Source organism: Arthrobacter sp. B10-11 (assembly GCF_033142195.1).
GTDB lineage: Bacteria > Actinomycetota > Actinomycetes > Actinomycetales > Micrococcaceae > Arthrobacter > Arthrobacter oryzae_C.
In genome coordinates, this window is the sequence record NZ_JAWMTH010000005.1 from 1 (window position 1) to 15,921 (window position 15,921).

15 protein-coding genes are annotated in these 15,921 nt (G+C 66.5%); 6 read left to right on the plus strand and 9 right to left on the minus strand.

Annotated elements, in window-relative coordinates:
- Window positions 1-375 precede the first annotated feature (375 nt).
- The 3 genes from istA to RW112_RS15600 all read left to right on the plus strand — a co-directional run bounded on the left by istA (window position 376) and on the right by RW112_RS15600 (window position 3,983).
- A complete protein-coding gene (gene istA, locus RW112_RS15590; RefSeq protein WP_317782658.1) occupies window positions 376-1,905 on the plus strand; it encodes an IS21 family transposase in 1,530 nt (509 codons plus the stop codon).
- Window positions 1,902-2,690 (plus strand): IS21-like element helper ATPase IstB, encoded by a 789-nt coding sequence (istB, locus tag RW112_RS15595; RefSeq protein ID WP_317782659.1) that lies wholly within the window; start codon window positions 1,902-1,904, stop codon window positions 2,688-2,690. Before istA ends, istB begins: the two co-directional genes overlap by 4 nt.
- 381 nt (window positions 2,691-3,071) lie before the next feature.
- Window positions 3,072-3,983, plus strand: coding sequence for an SDR family NAD(P)-dependent oxidoreductase (locus RW112_RS15600; RefSeq protein WP_317782660.1), 912 nt, complete (start codon window positions 3,072-3,074; stop codon window positions 3,981-3,983).
- Here the strand turns inward: RW112_RS15600 and RW112_RS15605 are convergent.
- From RW112_RS15605 to RW112_RS15635, 7 genes are all read right to left on the minus strand, one after another.
- The gene (locus RW112_RS15605) at window positions 3,881-6,025 is read right to left on the minus strand and encodes a putative bifunctional diguanylate cyclase/phosphodiesterase (protein WP_317782661.1); all 2,145 of its coding nucleotides are present in this window, start codon (window positions 6,023-6,025) and stop codon (window positions 3,881-3,883) included. The genes RW112_RS15600 and RW112_RS15605 overlap by 103 nt on opposite strands.
- Window positions 6,026-6,117: 92 nt before the next feature.
- Window positions 6,118-6,696, minus strand: coding sequence for an isochorismatase family cysteine hydrolase (locus tag RW112_RS15610; RefSeq protein WP_317782662.1), 579 nt, complete (start codon window positions 6,694-6,696; stop codon window positions 6,118-6,120).
- A 72-nt stretch (window positions 6,697-6,768) separates the two neighbouring features.
- Window positions 6,769-7,038, minus strand: coding sequence for a hypothetical protein (locus tag RW112_RS15615; RefSeq protein WP_317782663.1), 270 nt, complete (start codon window positions 7,036-7,038; stop codon window positions 6,769-6,771).
- A gap of 205 nt (window positions 7,039-7,243) precedes the next feature.
- On the minus strand, window positions 7,244-8,614 hold the full coding sequence (locus RW112_RS15620; protein ID WP_317782664.1) for a UDP-glucose/GDP-mannose dehydrogenase family protein: 1,371 nt from the start codon (window positions 8,612-8,614) through the stop codon (window positions 7,244-7,246).
- Window positions 8,611-9,768 carry a glycosyltransferase family 1 protein gene (locus RW112_RS15625; protein ID WP_317782665.1) on the minus strand — a complete coding sequence of 386 codons (1,158 nt, stop codon included), beginning with the start codon at window positions 9,766-9,768 and terminating at the stop codon, window positions 8,611-8,613. Before RW112_RS15625 ends, RW112_RS15620 begins: the two co-directional genes overlap by 4 nt.
- 236 nt (window positions 9,769-10,004) lie before the next feature.
- Window positions 10,005-10,160, minus strand: coding sequence for a hypothetical protein (locus RW112_RS15630; RefSeq protein WP_317782666.1), 156 nt, complete (start codon window positions 10,158-10,160; stop codon window positions 10,005-10,007).
- Window positions 10,161-10,246: 86 nt separating this feature from the next.
- Window positions 10,247-11,281: a hypothetical protein gene (locus tag RW112_RS15635; protein WP_317782667.1), complete on the minus strand. Its 1,035-nt coding sequence runs from the start codon at window positions 11,279-11,281 to the stop codon at window positions 10,247-10,249.
- 188 nt (window positions 11,282-11,469) lie between these two features.
- Here RW112_RS15635 and RW112_RS15640 point away from each other — a divergent pair, with 188 nt between their 5' ends.
- Window positions 11,470-11,649, plus strand: a complete 180-nt coding sequence (locus RW112_RS15640; RefSeq protein WP_317782668.1) for a hypothetical protein — start codon at window positions 11,470-11,472, stop codon at window positions 11,647-11,649.
- A gap of 76 nt (window positions 11,650-11,725) precedes the next feature.
- Window positions 11,726-12,517, plus strand: a complete 792-nt coding sequence (locus RW112_RS15645) for a zinc permease (protein WP_317782669.1) — start codon at window positions 11,726-11,728, stop codon at window positions 12,515-12,517.
- 19 nt (window positions 12,518-12,536) lie between these two features.
- On the opposite strand, the gene RW112_RS15650 is transcribed toward RW112_RS15645, so the two are convergent.
- Together RW112_RS15650 and RW112_RS15655 are read right to left on the minus strand one after the other, a co-directional pair.
- Window positions 12,537-12,785 carry a hypothetical protein gene (locus RW112_RS15650; RefSeq protein ID WP_317782670.1) on the minus strand — a complete coding sequence of 83 codons (249 nt, stop codon included), beginning with the start codon at window positions 12,783-12,785 and terminating at the stop codon, window positions 12,537-12,539.
- An 8-nt stretch (window positions 12,786-12,793) separates the two neighbouring features.
- Entirely contained in the window at window positions 12,794-14,227 is a 1,434-nt protein-coding gene (locus RW112_RS15655; RefSeq protein WP_317782671.1) for a flotillin family protein, read from the minus strand.
- A 240-nt stretch (window positions 14,228-14,467) separates the two neighbouring features.
- Between RW112_RS15655 and RW112_RS15660 the strand changes: the two genes are divergently transcribed.
- Complete coding sequence (locus RW112_RS15660) at window positions 14,468-15,853, plus strand: phenylacetate--CoA ligase family protein (protein ID WP_317782672.1); 1,386 nt, start codon at window positions 14,468-14,470, stop codon at window positions 15,851-15,853.
- The last annotated feature ends 68 nt before the right edge of the window (window positions 15,854-15,921 follow it).

Genomic DNA, 15,921 nt, shown 5'->3' on the forward strand with positions numbered 1-15,921 from the left:
AGCCATTTAACACCCGCTCCCGGGACCCTCTCTCACATCCTGCAACGAATCCCGGGACCCTCTCTCACATCCTGCAACGAATCCCGGGACCCTCTCCCAGTACCCGCACCACTCCAGGGACCCTCTCGCAGTACCCGCACCACTCCAGGGACCCTCTCCCACCCGGACCGGAACACGGCTGTTAGCGGCCATGAAAAACTGCCCGTAGGCGGCCACGAGAGTGCCCGCTGGCGGCCAGCAGAACTGCCCGCCGGTGGCCATGAGATCTGCCCACTTCCTTACTGAACCGACCGCGTCTTAAGCGGTGGGGGCCTCTCCCTGGGGTTTGATGACGGTGTCTAAGCGCACCAAAAGCGAACCAGGAAGAGGCCCTGTATGAAGTCTGACGGAGAAATCATGGAAATTCTTGCTGCCTACGATCTGACCGGGTCGTTGCGCGCCACCGCGGAGCTCACGGGCTGCTCGCACCACACCGTTGCCAAACACGTTCAGGCCAGGGACGCGGGCCGGCCGATCGGGGAACCGGCGGCCCGGGGCCGGGTCACGGACGCGTTCCTGCCCAAGATTGAGGAATGGATCGAGACCTCCAAGGGCCGGATCCGGGCGGATAGGGCTCACGAGAAGCTCCTCGCCCTGGGCTACGAGGGTTCGGAACGGTCCACTCGACGGGCGATCGCGCAGGTGAAGGCAGCGTGGCGGCTGGGCCATACCCGTGTTCACCGGCCCTGGATCACCGAGCCGGGCATGTGGCTGCAGTACGACTTCGGCGACGGGCCCAGGATCGGCGGGGTGAAGACGATCCTGTTCGTGGCCTGGCTGGCGTTCTCCCGCTTCCGGATCGTGATCCCGCTCAGGGACCGGACCGCGCCGAGTGTCTTCGCGGCCCTGGACCGGTGCTTCCGGATTCTGGGCGGGGCCCCGACGTATGTGCTGACCGATAACGAAAAGACGGTGACCACGGCCCATGTTGCCGGGGTCCCGGTCCGGAATCAGCAGACCCTGGACTTCGGCCGGCACTACGGGATCACGGTGCTGACCTGCCAGCCGGCAGACCCGGCCACCAAGGGCGGGGTTGAAGCGTCGGTGAAACTCGCCAAGGCCGACATCGTGCCCAAGGACACCAACCTCCGCGGCGAGTACGCCTCCTTCGCGGAACTCGAGGCCGCCTGCGCGGCGTTCATGGAGGACGTAAATAGCCGTGAGCACCGGGTGACGCGGCGCAAACCCGCGGCGATGCTCGCCGAGGAAGCCCCGCGGTTGCACCGGATCCCGGATGCCGCCCACACGGTTGCGTTCGGGCTGGCCCGCACGGTCCCGGAAAACACCCCGATGGTCACGTTCGAAAACGCCCAGTACTCGGTCCCCGCGCATTTGCTGGGGTCCCGGGTGTTCGTGCGCACCCACGGCACCGGATCGGACGAGCAGGTCATCATCGTCCACCATGGCGCCGCCGGGCCCGTCGAGGTCGCCCGCCACGGTCGGGCGCGGCCCGGCAGCCCCGCCATCAACGATGACCACTTTCCGGGAGCCAGGGCAAAGGTCCCGGGCGATTATGAGGTCAGGGCCCGCAGCGCGGACGAGGCTGCGTTCCTGGCCATCGGCGAAGGTGCCCGGACCTGGCTGCTGGAAGCTGCCGCGGCCGGGACGGCGCGGATGAACGTGAAAATGGCCGAAGCCGTCACGCTGGCCAAAATCGCCGGCACCGACCAAGTCGACCGCGCGCTGGGCGACGCCGCCCTGCATGGCCGTTTCGCGCACCCGGACCTCGCCTCGATCCTAAACGCCAACATCCGCCGCACCACCACGCACGCCGCCAACGAGTTGACTTCGCTGACCCAGGGAACTGGCGCCTGGGCCGCGATCGGTAACCCGGCCCTGAACACCACGCCGGAGGACGCCCGATGAGTCCCGTCACCACGACCAACACCGCGGCCCCGCCGCTGCCGGCGGACCTCGAGGCCCTGATGCGGTCCCTGAAAATGCCCCACGCGCGGGCGCTGGCACCGGACCTGATCGCGACCGCCCGCGCGCAACGCTGGGAACCGGTCGAGATCATCAAAGCCCTCTTCACCGAAGAGGCCGCCGGACGGGCCCGGTCCATGCTCGCCTCCCGCCGCAAGGCCGCTGGCTTCCCGACCGGGAAAACCTTCGACGCCTGGGACCCGGCAGCGTCCTCTATCCCGGCACCGACACAGCAGGCGCTTCGGACCCTGGAATGGATCACCCGCAGGGAGAACCTGGTCCTCTGCGGGCCCTCCGGCACTGGGAAGACCTTCTTCCTCGAAGCCCTTGGACAGCAGGCCGTCGAAGCCGGGATGCGCGTGGCCTGGTTTCGGCTCGAAGACCTCGGCGTCCTGATCCGGGCGCACCGCACCGATGACAGCGTCACCCGCGCCGTGACCCGGATCCTCCGCGCGGAGCTCGTGGTCATCGATGACATCGGCCTCTTACCGGTGGCCACCGACGCCGCCGAAGGGCTCTACCGGGTCGTCGACGCAGCCTATGAAAAGCGGTCCGTCGCGATCAGCTCCAACCTTCACCCGGCCGGGTTCGATGAGCTCATGCCCAAAACTCTCGCGACAGCGACCGTTGACCGGCTGCTGCACCATGCTCACGTCTGCCAGACCAGCGGCGATTCCGTCCGCCTCACCCAGGCCCTCGCCGGAAAAGGAGTCACCCAACTGAACTAACCACCCCAAGAATGGCCAACCCCGCCGAACCAATCAGTGGGCAGATCTGTTGGCCATCACCGGGCAGTTTTACTGGCCACCAGCGGGCACATCAACTGACCGCCCGTGGGCAGAACGTAATGGCCATTGACACACGGCACAACCCACCCGGCCCGCCCGCCGTCGAACACCGGCAGGAACTGAGAGAACGTCCGGGGAAACCCGGCAGGAACTGAGAGAACGTCCGGGGATACCCGGCAGGAAGTGAGAGAGCGTCCGGCGGATACCCGACAGGAAGTGAGATAGCGTCGCAGGAGAGGGAACGCTGGACGTCCCGGCATCGTTGGAGTTCCGTAGGCCCGTCACGAGGCCCGCTCATCGCACCCGCGCAAAGGACTCTTCATGGCTGAACGAACCATTGTCATCACCGGAGCAAGTGACGGCATCGGAGCTTCCGCCGCGCGGACGCTGGCCAGGGCAGGGGAGCGGGTGGCCGTCGTCGGGCGTTCAGGCGAGAAAACACGGGCGGTGGCGGAGGAGATCGGTGCTGACTACTTTGTCAGCGACTTCGCGGACCTGACGCAGGTGCGGACGCTCGCCGCGCAGCTGAAGGCGAGGTACCCGCGGATCGACGTCCTGGTGAACAACGCCGGCGGGATCATGGGCAAACGCGAGCTGACGGTGGACGGCCACGAAAAGACCTTCCAGGTGAACCACCTGGCGCCGTTCCTGCTGACCAACGAGCTGCTGGACGTTCTCACGGCCAGCAAGGCGACGGTTATCAACACGTCGAGCGCGGCGAACGCATTCGGACACGTTGATATCGATGACCTCGATGCTGCCGGCAAGTACTCCACCAACCGGGCCTATGGCACTGCCAAGCTGGAGAACATCCTGTTCACCACCGAGCTGCACCACCGCTTCAACGCCGACGGGATTTCCACGGCCGCGTTTCACCCGGGCGGGGTGGCCACCAACTTCGCGGCAGAGTCGACCAGCTGGTTCCGGTTCGCCTACAAGACGTTCATCAAACGGTTCATGCTCACCCCGGAGCAAGGATCAGACACCCTTGTGTGGCTCGCGACCACAGAACCGGGGCAGGACTGGGTCTCCGGCGCGTACTATGCCAAACGGGCACTGGCCAAAGCCAACAAGCAGGCCTACGACGCCGGGCTGGCGCAGCAACTGTGGGACCGCAGCGAAGCACTGGGTCAGCCCTCGAGGCGAACGCCGTGGATCTCGTCAATCGCATCCGCTGAGCGCAACAGTGCGATCTCCAGCCCGGATTCAGGTTCCGGGTGGGAGAACAGATAACCCTGCAGGGAGTCGCAGTTAAGGTTGGTCAGGTAGGTTGCCTGGGCCGCGGTCTCGATTCCCTCTGCCGTCACCGTCAGGCCCAGATTGTGTGCCATGTTGATCATGGAGTTCAGGATGGGCAGCTTCTCTGCTCCGGTACGCACCATGGAGACGAAGGAACGGTCGATCTTCACCGCGTCCACGGGTAGTTCCTGCAGCCGCCCCAGTGAGGAGTATCCGGTGCCGAAATCGTCGAGCGCTACACGCACACCGGCGTCGCGGAGCAGGTCGAGTTGCCGGATCACGTGCGCATCAGGATCAAAGAAGACGCTCTCCGTCACTTCGAGCACCAGCTGGCGCGGATCAGTGGCGCAGGAGGCGGCGAGCCGCAAAACACTCTCGGCGAATGTGCAGTCCTTGAGCTGCACTCCCGAAACGTTGACGGCAACTGACCGCGTTGCGTCGGCGGCGAGCCACGGGCGCAGCTCGGTGAAACTGTGCCGCATGACCTGCAGCCCGATGGCAGAGATCAGGCCGCTGCGCTCCGCCGTCGGAATGAACTGCCCGGGCGGCACCATTTCCCCGTCCCGCTTCCATCGGGCCAGGGCCTCGAACTGAACCACTTCGCCAAGCTTTGGGGAAATCACCGGCTGGTAGTGGACCATGATTTGCCCGGCGTCGACAGCGTGCCTGAGGCCGGCCTCCATGTCCGTCCGCTGCACCAGGGCTGTCATCATGTTCGGCTCGAACCGCATATACCGGTTCTTTCCCGCAGCCTTGGCGGCATACATGGCGACGTCCGCCTGGCGCAGCAGTTCGGAGCCCGCCACCGGATCCTCGCCCGCGGAAGCCAGGCCCAGGCTGAGGCTGGGACGGAGCATGGTGCCGTCGATCCACATCGGCACATTCAGCGATGACACGATGCATTCGGCCACTGCATCGGGTTGAGGGGAAGCCGTCAGCAGCACCGCGAACTCATCGCCGCCCAGACGGGCCACCGTGTCGTCGGGACGGACGCAGGACCGCAGCCTGCGCGCTACTTCCGTGAGCATCTCGTCCCCGGCATGATGGCCCAGGATGTCGTTGACTTCCTTGAAATCATCCAGGTCAAGAAGCAGGACGTCGACGCTGGAGTCGAAGTCGACGCGCAGCGACTCCGCCAACTGGTCATGGAACAGCTTCCGGTTCGCCAGCCCGGTCAGGGGGTCCTGGAACGCCAGGGCCTTCAGCTGTGCCGCCTGCTCGGCAAGATCGGCCATGGCCCGTTTCGCCTGGTCCTGGGCTGCCAGGCGCGGGGTGACGTCACGGAAGCTCCAGACCCGGCCCACCACCTTGTCCGCCACCTTCTGGGGGCGCGAGTATCGTTCGAAGGTCCGGCCGTCGAGGAATTCCAGAATGTCATTGCTCTCCGCCAGCGGGTTGGCGTAGAGCTCGTGGACCTTGGCCAGGAAGTTTCCGGGATCCTTCAGGAGCCCGAGCACGAAGTCAATCACCGCTTCATCGTCGTGCGTGGTCAGCAGCCCGCGCGGGATGCCCCACATGGACACGAACTGCTCGTTGACACCGGCGATCTGGCCGTCCGTACCCACCACCAGGATGCCGTCCGCCGTCGACTCGAGCGTGGCGCTCAGCAGGGATAAGGCTTCGCGGAGTCCGTCCTCGGCCTCCTCCCGCGGGCGGGTGGCGCGCACCGTCACCGTCATGGCCACGTCGGCTCCCGAACGGAGCAAGGCGCACGCCACCTCGCCGTGGATTTCGGAGCCGTCGCGCCGGAGGCCGTAGGCTTCAAACGGAGGGCTGTCTGCTGTGTCCCCGTGGCGGCGCAGACCGTTGAACAGCCGCTGGAACCCCTCGCGGAAGCCCTCGGCGAGGATTGTCCGGTGATCCCGGCCCACAAGTTCGGTCCGGGGATAGCCGAACATCCGCTCCGCTGCGGTATTCATGAAAGTGATCGTGCCGGATTCCCCGACGACGAACAGGGCATCAGGCAGCGAATCGATGATGGCCTGGTAATCGGGCACCGCAAGCGCACCCGGTTCCTGGCTTCCCGGCAGCGCCATCACAGCACCCTAGAGACAAAATGAGACCGTACCTGCTTCATGTAATGTCCTCCCCTCCGCACATCATAAAGGCCGCCGGGAAGAAGCGCTTGTCACATGGCAACCTCGGATTGCTTCAGCCGCCTGTCGAGGAGGTCTTCTATTTGGGCCAGACTGAGTTTCTCCTGCCGGTACTCGCGGGAAAGGATGGAAAGGAGCGCGTCCGCGGACGCCTGATCCTCCGAGGCGATGGCCTCCGCCGCATACACCACCCGAAAGTTGTGCCCGAACGCATCCGCCGCGGTCTGGGCCACGCAGTTGTGCGTGGACACGCCGGCAAGCACGATGGTGCTGGCCTCCCAGTTGCGCAGGCGCCACAAGAGGTCGGTACCCAGAAAGGCGCTGTCGCGGGTCTTCACCAGTTGCGGCAGGTCGGACGTGATGAGCCCCGGGACGAAGGCCGCCTGCTCCGAGCCGCGGAAAATGAAGCCCTGGTTGTCGTCAAGCATGTTCAGGGTCCAGGTGGATTTGTCCCTTTCGTGTTCCGTCTTCACCAAGAGGACACGGGCGTTCCTGCGGCGGGCGGCACTCATGAGCGCGTTGCAGGCCCTGACAAGTTCGTCGCGGTGACGTCCGAGGGCAGGATCCTCAAAGTAGGCGTTCTGCATGTCGATAACCAGGACTGCGATCACGCTCGCTCCTCTCGATGTGAGTTATGCACGCTGTCAGTCGGCCCGGCGGTGCCACGGTATCAAGCCATGGTCTCAATGCGAGTGGAGGCGGCGGCCGCCATGGCGCGTGCGAGGCCCGTCCCTTGATTTTCTGACTGCATGGACCAAGCTGCGGATCAGCCCGGCGCTGTAACAGTAGGTACCTGTGGCCACTGCCTGTATTCCCAACGCCAGGAGCTGCAACACCCCGGCCGCCACCAGCAGCAGGAGGATCGGAATCAGCACGGGCAGCAGGATCAAGAAAGCCACGATGAGCGCCGCAATGTAGCCGACGGCGTAACTGACGACTGCCGCCTGTTCCACCTGTCCTCGCCCCCAAACCTGCCCGCCGTGCCGGCGCCGGCTAGTGAACCCCCCGCGTGCCCGCAGGCAGCCTCGTCGCTGCCTGCGGACCCGCGAGTCTCCTAGGCAACATGATAAGCATACTTACGAGTAGGGTCCAGAGTCAGCGTGAAAATACGTGCCGGCCTCGCCCGCGATTCCGGTAGCTCCTACCCGAAAAGAACAGCTACAGCCCGACGGCGGGGACAGCCACAGTGCCTGCCCCTGTTCCCAGCCCGCGAACCGTCCAGCCGTCAGCCTGCCACGTGGCGGCGTCCAACACGTTGCGTGCGTCCAGCACCGTCCGCCGTCGTACGAGCGCGCCCGCACCCGCCGGAGACAGCGAGCGGTACTCGTCCCATTCGGTCAGCAGCATCACCAGTTCGGCGCCCTCGAGCGCCCGGTCCGTGCGCGCCTCGAAGCGCAGCTGCGGGTACCGCATCCAGGCGTTGTTGATCGCCTTCGGATCCGTCACGGTCACGTGTGCCCCTGCCGCTGCCAGCTGCAAGGCGACATCCAGTGCGGGGGAGTCGCGGATGTCATCCGTGTCCGGCTTGAAGGCCGCGCCCAGCACCGTCACCGTCCGGCCGGCAAGATTGCCGCCGCAGAGTTCGCGGGCGATCTCCACTGTCCGGGACCGCTGGCCGAGGTTGATGCCGTCCACCAGGCCCATCCAGGCATCTACCGATCCCACATCGAGAGCCGCCGCCTGCGTCCGGAAGCTGCGGATGTCCTTGGGCAGGCAGCCGCCGCCGAAGCCCAGCCCGGCATGCAGGTACCGGCTGCCGATCCGCGGATCCAGCCCCATCGCCTCGCCCAGTTCGGTGACGTCCGCGCCGGACGCATCGCACAGCTCGGCCATCGCATTGATGAAGCTGACCTTCGTGGCCAGGTACGCGTTCGACGCCGACTTGATCAGTTCCGCCGTGGCGAAGTTGCACGCCAGCCGCGGAATCCCGGCGCTCAGCAGCGGCTCGTAGACGGCGTCCAAGGCCGCGGTCACGCCGCGGCCGGCACCAGTATCAGGATCGAGTGCGGCTGCCTTGCCGCCCGGTACGCCGTAAACCAAACGGTCCGGCACCAGCGAATCCTTGACGGCCGTGCCCTGCCGCAGGAACTCCGGATTCCAGCCAAGCAGCACATCCGGGCGCCCCGACAGGACGCCCTCAAGCATCTCAACGGTCCCCACGGGGACCGTTGATTTACCCACGACGGCGGAGTGCCGGTCCAAGTGCGGAAGGAGGCTTTCGGTGGCGGTGAGCAGGTAGCTGAGGTCGGCGCCGTCGGACGTCTTGGACTGCGGGGTACCCACGCAGAGGAAGTGCACCCGGGCGCCGGCCGCGGCCGCGAAATCCGTGGAGAACGAGAGGCGTCCGGTGGCCCGGCCGTCCTGCAGGAGCTCGTCCAGGCCGGGTTCAAAGAAGGGCGCCAACCCGCGGCCAAGCTGTTCCACTTTGGCGGCGTCGACGTCGATGCCCACCACGGTGTGGCCCATGGACGCAAGGGTGGCTGCATGCACGGCACCAAGGTACCCGCAGCCGATCACGGAAATCTTCACAGTGTTGCTCCTCTTGTGGTTTCGACGGGATCAACCACCGCATGGCCGGCGATCACCGCCCGGTAATGGCGCACGAGCTCCGCGCTGAGCGCCGGCCACGTCCGCCCCTGCACCGACGCGTGGGCCGCCGCGGCGAACGCGCGGCGCTTGGCGTCGTCGCCCATCAGGTCCATGACGTGGGCGCGCAGCCCGGAAAGGTCGCCCGGCTTGTACAGCCAGCCCGTGCGCGAATTCTCCACCAGGTCCAATGGGCCACCGCGGCCTGTGGCCACCACGGGCACGCCTGATGCCATGGCCTCCTGGATGGTCTGGCAGAAGGTCTCAAACTCGCCCGGATGCACGAACAGGTCGAAGGACGCCACCGCCTTGGCCAGTTCCTCACCGCCCAGGAACCCCGCAAACACCGCGTTCGGCAGGGCTTCCTGCAGCGCCTCGCGCTGCGGGCCGTCGCCGACGATCACCAGGCGCGTGCCCGGCACATCGGCCAGTACGGCGAGGTCCTCCACCTGCTTTTCAACGGCCAGCCGGCCCACATAGCCGATGATCCGCTCGCCGCTGGGCGCCACGGATGCCCGCCACCCGTCGTCGCGCTTTCCCGGTGCAAACCGCGCGGTATCCACACCGCGCCGCCACATGTCCACCCGCAGAACGCCGCGGCCGCGCAACTGGTTCAGCGCGAAAGTGGACGGCACCAGCGTCCGGGAAGCCAGGAGGTGGATGTTCTCCACCCGGTTCCAGGCCCAGTTCTCCATGAACGGGACGCCGTAGCGCGCCGCGTAGCTGGGGACCTCGGTCTGGTAGATGGCCACCGTGGGAATGCCCAGCTGGTGTGCCGCCTGCACCGCCCGCCAGCCGAGCACGAACGGGGACGCGAGGTGGACAACGTCCGGTGCGTAATCGGCAAGGATTCTCTTGACCCGGTTCACACCGCCCAACGCCACCCGCACGTTCGTGTACCCGGCCAGCGGCACCGACGGAAGCCGGTGCACGAAGGCGCCATGCACCACGTCCAGGACCTCTGTGTCCTGGGTGGACGGGGCGATCACCATGACGTCATCGCCCCTCTCCTGCAGATGCTCAAGCACCCGAAGGATGGAGTGCGTAACCCCGTTCATCAGTGGCAGGAATGATTCAGCAACAATTGCGATCCTCACCCCTCCACGGTGCGGGCGGCGCGTTGCGCCGAGGGGGAGCGGGCATGACGGGCAAGGGAAGGTTGGGTTAACAGCGGGGCTGCCGTGAAGCACGACGACGGCGGCGTCCGCCACCGGGGGCCAACGCCGCGTGTGGCGCGTGTCGCCCGTGTGGTGCGTGTCGGATCAAAGGGCCCGGACGCCGCCCCTTGCCACCCCCAGGGAGGCAAGGGACAGCATCCGGACCGGCCTTGGGGTCAGCGGCCGGCTGCAGAACCCGCGCGGCCCGTGACGTCGGGCCACCAGCCGATGCGGGCCTGCATGGGGTCGGGCCAGTTGCCGATGCGGGCTTTCATGGGGTCGGGCCAGTTGCCGATTGCGGTGGCGCTGGAGAGCTGGGTGTTGACGGACATGACTTTCTCCTGACTGAGTTTGATTCCGTACGCCGACGGCGTCGGTGGGGCCGTGCTCTGCCTGAAAAAGCGCAGAGATGACCTGCTCAGTCGGGGGAAGACCCCGGATCAAAGGCCGGGCCGGCAGTCAGGACCAGCGCTGCGTCCGGCACCAGGAAGCGCCCGGCGTCGTGCAACTGGTTCCAGAAGCTGTCGACGTCCCCCGCTTCGGCTCCGGCGCTGCCTGCTCCTGCCGACGACGGTCCCGTCTGGTTCTGCAAGCCCGGGAAAGTGAGCGCCGCTCCGGGTTCGCTTTGCGGTGCGGGGGCTGCGGACACAACGTAGCCGATGGTTGCAGCCAGCGCCCGGACGGCCTGGGTATTGGCCAGGAACTCCAGCGGCGAAACCGGGCGGCTGGCCTGCTGCGGAGCGGCGGTGACCTCGGCGGGCCGGGCGGTGTCAGCGAAGAATGGCGCCTCCACGCCCAGGGCAGCTGACACCGGTTGGGTGTGAACGCCCGACGACGGCGCTACCGTCGCCGATGGACGCGCGGGGAGTGCCTTCTCCGGCGCTTTCACCGGAACCTCCGGCCGCGGAATCTCCGGCTGCGGAATTGAAGGTACGGGAACGGTCGGAACACTGATTACCGGCAGCACCGGTGCCAATGAATCCACGACGGACACGACACCGTCGACCGCGCCCGTCACCGCATCCGTCACGGTTTCAAGGAGCGGCGTGTCCGTGACCGTGTCGGTGATCGTGTCCGTGAGCAGCGGGGCGGCGCCGTCCACCGTGCCGGTGACAGCTCCGGCTGTCCCGCCGAGCACGGGCGCGGTGGTCACGCCATCGACGACATCAGCGACGGTTGCCGCCGTGCCGGCAAGCGGCGGCACAGCGGCGACCGGAACGGGAGCGTCCTGGACTGCCGGGTCAGCGATGCTGCCAACTTGCGGGACAGTTTCGTTGACAGTCTTTTGAAGCAGCGAATCAGCTGCCTGCGCGACAGTGCCCAGCGGGTTCGGTTTGTCAGCCGCGGCGCTCGCGGGCCCGGCGGCCAGCACAAGCCAGGTAACGGCCACAAGGGCAGCGAGCAGGAACGCGCGCACGGCAGTCCGGCAACGACCGCACAGTGTTGCGCCCATCCAGATCACCCCCCAGTGGCAATGGAAAATCAGGATACGCCCGCGCTGGCGGACCGTCCAGACCTTCGTGCTTGCCGGGGCGGAACGCGGATGAACAGGCGCCATCACGTCCAGGCGGGGACAGCGGGTCCTGGACCTCGGCAGCCGGACCAGGGCGCCGTAAAATGGGTATCAGAGGTGCTCCAGAAATGTCCGGGCCAATCGTCGTCGTCCTGATTTTCCTTGCCGTTGTAACCCTGCTGGGGGTGATCGGAACGGTAGTGGTGGTGGTGCGCGACGGGCGCGGAGCCCTTCCCCGTGAGGCGTCGGACCGGCCGTGGATGGCCGGGAACCTGCCCAGTGTTCCCTACTCCGTCTGGCGGTTCTGATCCGGTAGCGCCCGGCCGTCCGCGCGCGGGGCCGCAGCTCTGTTGCAGGCCGCTGCCCCGCTCCTATACTGACGGTGTGTCGGCGTCGCTCATATTTGGGGTTGTGGCGTCCAGCGCGCTGGTGCTGGGTGCGTTTATCGGTGCCCGCTTCGAACTGCCCAAACGCCTTCTGGCCATCTTCCTGTCCTTCGCCGCAGGGGCGCTCATTACAGCCTTGACTTTCGAGCTTTTCGAGGATGCCTACGAGCGCGGCGGGATCATCCTGGCCGCCGTCGGCCTCATGGTGGGTGCCATCGTGTTCACCGCGTTGAGCGCGCTCCTCGACCGCTGGGCGCAGCCCGGTTCGCAGGCGACGCCGGCCGATGAGTTCAGGGGCAGCGCCAAGCTGGACACGGACGCAGCCGCCGCCGACCGCCCTTCCAGCCCGGTATCCACCCGGGGTGCAGCCGGGATGGCGCTGCTCGCCGCGGTCACGCTGGACGGCATTCCCGAGAACATAGCCCTCGGCGTTTCGCTGGGTGAAGGCACGGGAGGGCTGGCCCTGCTCGCCGCAATCTTCGTCTCGAACCTCCCTGAAGCGCTGGTGGGAGCCTCGTCGATGCGCAGCCAGGGCAAGTCCGCGGGCGCCATCATGGGACTGTGGTCGGTGTGTGCCGTCCTGCTGGTGGTTGCCGTGGTGATTGGCGCCGGGCCGTTGTCCGGCAGCGACCCGAAAACCATCTCGCTGCCCTTGGCGTTCGCCGCCGGTGCCGTCATTGCCTCGCTGGCCGACACCCTGATGCCCGAGGCGTTCGAGCACGGCGGTCCGGCCGTAGCGCTCAGCACCGCCGCCGGTTTTGTCCTGTCCTTCGTTCTCTCGCTCGCGTAAGCATGCCTGAAAACGCGGCCTACCGCCCGCCGTCGTGCCTTAGGACGTCCGGGAGTTCATCCACATAGACCGTTTGCGGCGGATCAAAATAGATCACCAGCACTTCCTCGCCCACCGCAAACACGCTGGCCTTGTCGAAAGGATGGGCGTGGAACGCCATGGTGCCGCCGAGGTACGGCAGCATGACCTCGCCGATGGTGCCAGGCCCGATGCGCCCGGTCACCCGTCCGATCTTGCCGGTGAGGCTGCGGTCAACGTCTTTACGCATCGGGGTCCTCAGGCATCGGGGGCTTTGGCCGGGCGCTTGCCTTCCCGGCTGTTTCTCAGCGCCGAGGAGAGGGCGGGCAGGTAGTCGCCCACCTGGGCGAGGATGCCGCCGAGCATCTTGTTGACCCCTTCGCCGCCGTTGAGCACCGTCATCTGTCCCACATGCGAGAACGGCTCCGCTGCTGCCGCGATGATCGCCGGCATGTTCTCGGCCAGTTGCTGCGAAATGACCGCGTCCTGGTTGGTCCCGAGGGCTTCCGCACGGGCCTTGATGCCATCCGCCTCAGCCAGTGCCTTCGCCTTGATGGCCGAGGCGGCAGCCTCGCCGCGTGCCCTGGTGGCTGCAGCCTCCGCCTCGCCGGTGACCTTCGTGGCGCCGGCCGCGGCTGCGGCTGCCGTGGCATTTGCCTGGGCCTGGAGTTCGGTCCGGCGGGCGTTCACCTGGGCTTCGAGTTCGGTGCGGCGGGCCAGGGCTTCGGCCGCGCTGATGTCGGCCGCCTTCTGGCCTTCGGCGTCCGTGCGCTTGGCATAGGCCTTGGCGTCGGCGGGCTTGCGGATGGTGGTCTGGAGCTTCTGCTCCTCGCGGTCCGCCTCAAGCTTGGCCACTTCGGTTTCCTGGACCACCACCTGTTGGCGGGCCGTCGCGTCAGCCAGCGGACCGGCCTGGGCGGCGTTCGCCTTGGCCCGTTCGGCGTTTGCCTGCGCCACCGACTGCCTGATCGCGGAGACGCTCTGGGCGTCGGCGATGAGTGCCGCGGCCTCCGCTTCCTTTTCTGCCGCCTCGCGGTTCCTCGTCGCCTCGGCAATGCGGGCTTCCATCTTCACCTGGGCAATGTGCGGTTTGGCGATGTTCTGGATGTACCCGGTGGGATCCTGCAGGTCCTTGATCTGGAGAGAATCCACCACCAGGCCCAGCTTCTCCATTTCCACGCCGCTGGCGCTGCGGACCTGGGACCCGAGCTTGTCCCGTTCGCGGATGATTTCCTCCACCGTCATACTGCCGATAATGGACCTCAGGTGTCCTTCAAAGACGTTGTACACCTGGCTTTCCATTTTGGGCTGCTGACCCAGGAAGCGCCGGGCCGCATTTGCAATGAAGGGCGGGGCATCGCCGATTTTGTAAATCACCACACCTTCCACAATGACCTGGATGCCCTGCGAGGTAACACAGGAAACTTTGAGCTCGGTTTCATTCAGGGTGAGGGACAACGTCCGCACGGTCTGCAGCCCGGGAAATACCAGCGCCCCCTTGCCGGTGACGATCTTGAAGTCCATTCCGGCCCGTGTTTCCAAGGTTCCGCGGGTCAGGCCGGAGATGATGAGGGCCTCGTTTGGCTCAGCAACCTTCCACATCAGTTTTATTGCCACCCAGATAAAGCCAATGACCACAATCGCCCCGATGAGGGCGGCAATGAGCGGGAAGAATGCTGACAAGTCCGGCATGACCCACGTCCTTTCACGGTTATGGAACGGGTATCGCGGTAAAGCCCCGATAAATGCCAGCTGCCGGTTAAATGCACGTAATTCCGGCCTGCCGGGCCAGCTGTTGTAGACAGTCTGGTTGGACCCCGGCGGGAAGTCCAGCAATTCGGAGGCAGGGGGAAGAAAGCCCCTGTTGCGGTCCCCGCCGCGGTGGAATGGTTGGGCATGTGGCAGCGGTTTGATCCGGAGGGGAGATGCGCGATGCTTGGCCTGGCCGGACGGACATTCGGAGCCGCGTGGCGAACCTGGCGGGCTGAGCGCGGAGGCCCGGAGGCGATCCGCTGCCTGCAGCAGGCACGCCTTGCGGAGCTCGTGGAGTTTGCCCGCTCCGCCTCGCCCTACTACCGGCGCCTGTACAGGGACGTGCCGGAGAAGGTTACGGATCCGCGGCAGCTTCCCCCTGTGGGCAAACGGGACCTGATGGCGAACTTCGACGACTGGGTGACGGACCCGCACATCACGCTGGCCAAGCTGAAGTCGGAGATGCTCTCCGACCTGTCGCAGCTGGGGACCCTCTTCCGCGGTCGGTACCTGGTGGTGACCACGTCCGGCAGCACGGGGGAACCGGCCGTGCTGATCCACGACCGCTACTCGTGGGTGGTGGTGAACGTGTTGGTGAGGGTCCGGGAGCGCCGGACCCTGGTCAAAGCTTCGGAAGTACGGGACTTTCTGTGCCGCGGCCTGCGGGCGGCAGCCCTTGTGGCGGGTGGCGGGCACTTCGCGGGCGTTGTCTTAACCGAAAACGCCCGACGGCGTGCCCCGGCCATTGCCCGCCGCCTCCGCGTGTTTTCGGTGCTAAGGCCGCTCCCGGAGCTGGTGGCTGAACTCAACACCTTCAAGCCAACGTTGCTTTTCGGGTATCCGAGCGCCATGATCCAGCTGGCGGCGGAGCAGGACGCCGCGCGTTTACGGATCCGGCCCGTCTTGGCGATCAGCTCCGGTGAGAACCTGTCCGCGGCCGGACGTGCCTTCATCGAAGCGGCGTTCAGCTGCCGGGTCACCGAACGCTATCTGTCATCGGAAGTCCCCGCGCTGACCAGCCAGTGCCGGCTTGGGGCGTTCCACGTCAACACGGACTGGTACATCCTTGAACCGGTGGACGCGGACTACCGTCCGGTTCCGGCCGGCACCACCTCCCATACCGCGCTCGTGACCAACCTGGCCAACCGGGTGCAGCCGCTGATCCGGTACGACCTCGGAGACCGGGTAACGCTCGCAGCAGAACCCTGCCCGTGCGGCAGTCCGTTTCCTGCCGTGACGATCGACGGCCGCAAGGGGGACCTGCTTTCCTTTGCGGCGCCTGACGGCGGCATCGTCACCGTCCTGCCGCTGGCACTTGGCACCGTGATCGAGGAGACCCCCGGCGTGCGCAGGTTTCAGGCCGTCCGGACGGGGCCCGGCAACCTGACAGTGCGGCTCGAGGCCTGGCCGGATGCCGCCGTGGCCGAGGTGCGCCAGGCGGTGACGGAACGGCTGGAGGGCTATTTCGCCGCGCTTGGCGCCGGGCCGGTCGCGATCGAGCACACGGATGAGCTGCCCCGGCCCGACCGCAGCGGCAAATTCCGGCAGGTCTGGTCCGCGGGGTGAGGTGACTGCGGCTTATGCGCGAACGGACAGTTGAGGCCCCAAACGGCGGGGCCTTAACTGTCCGTTCG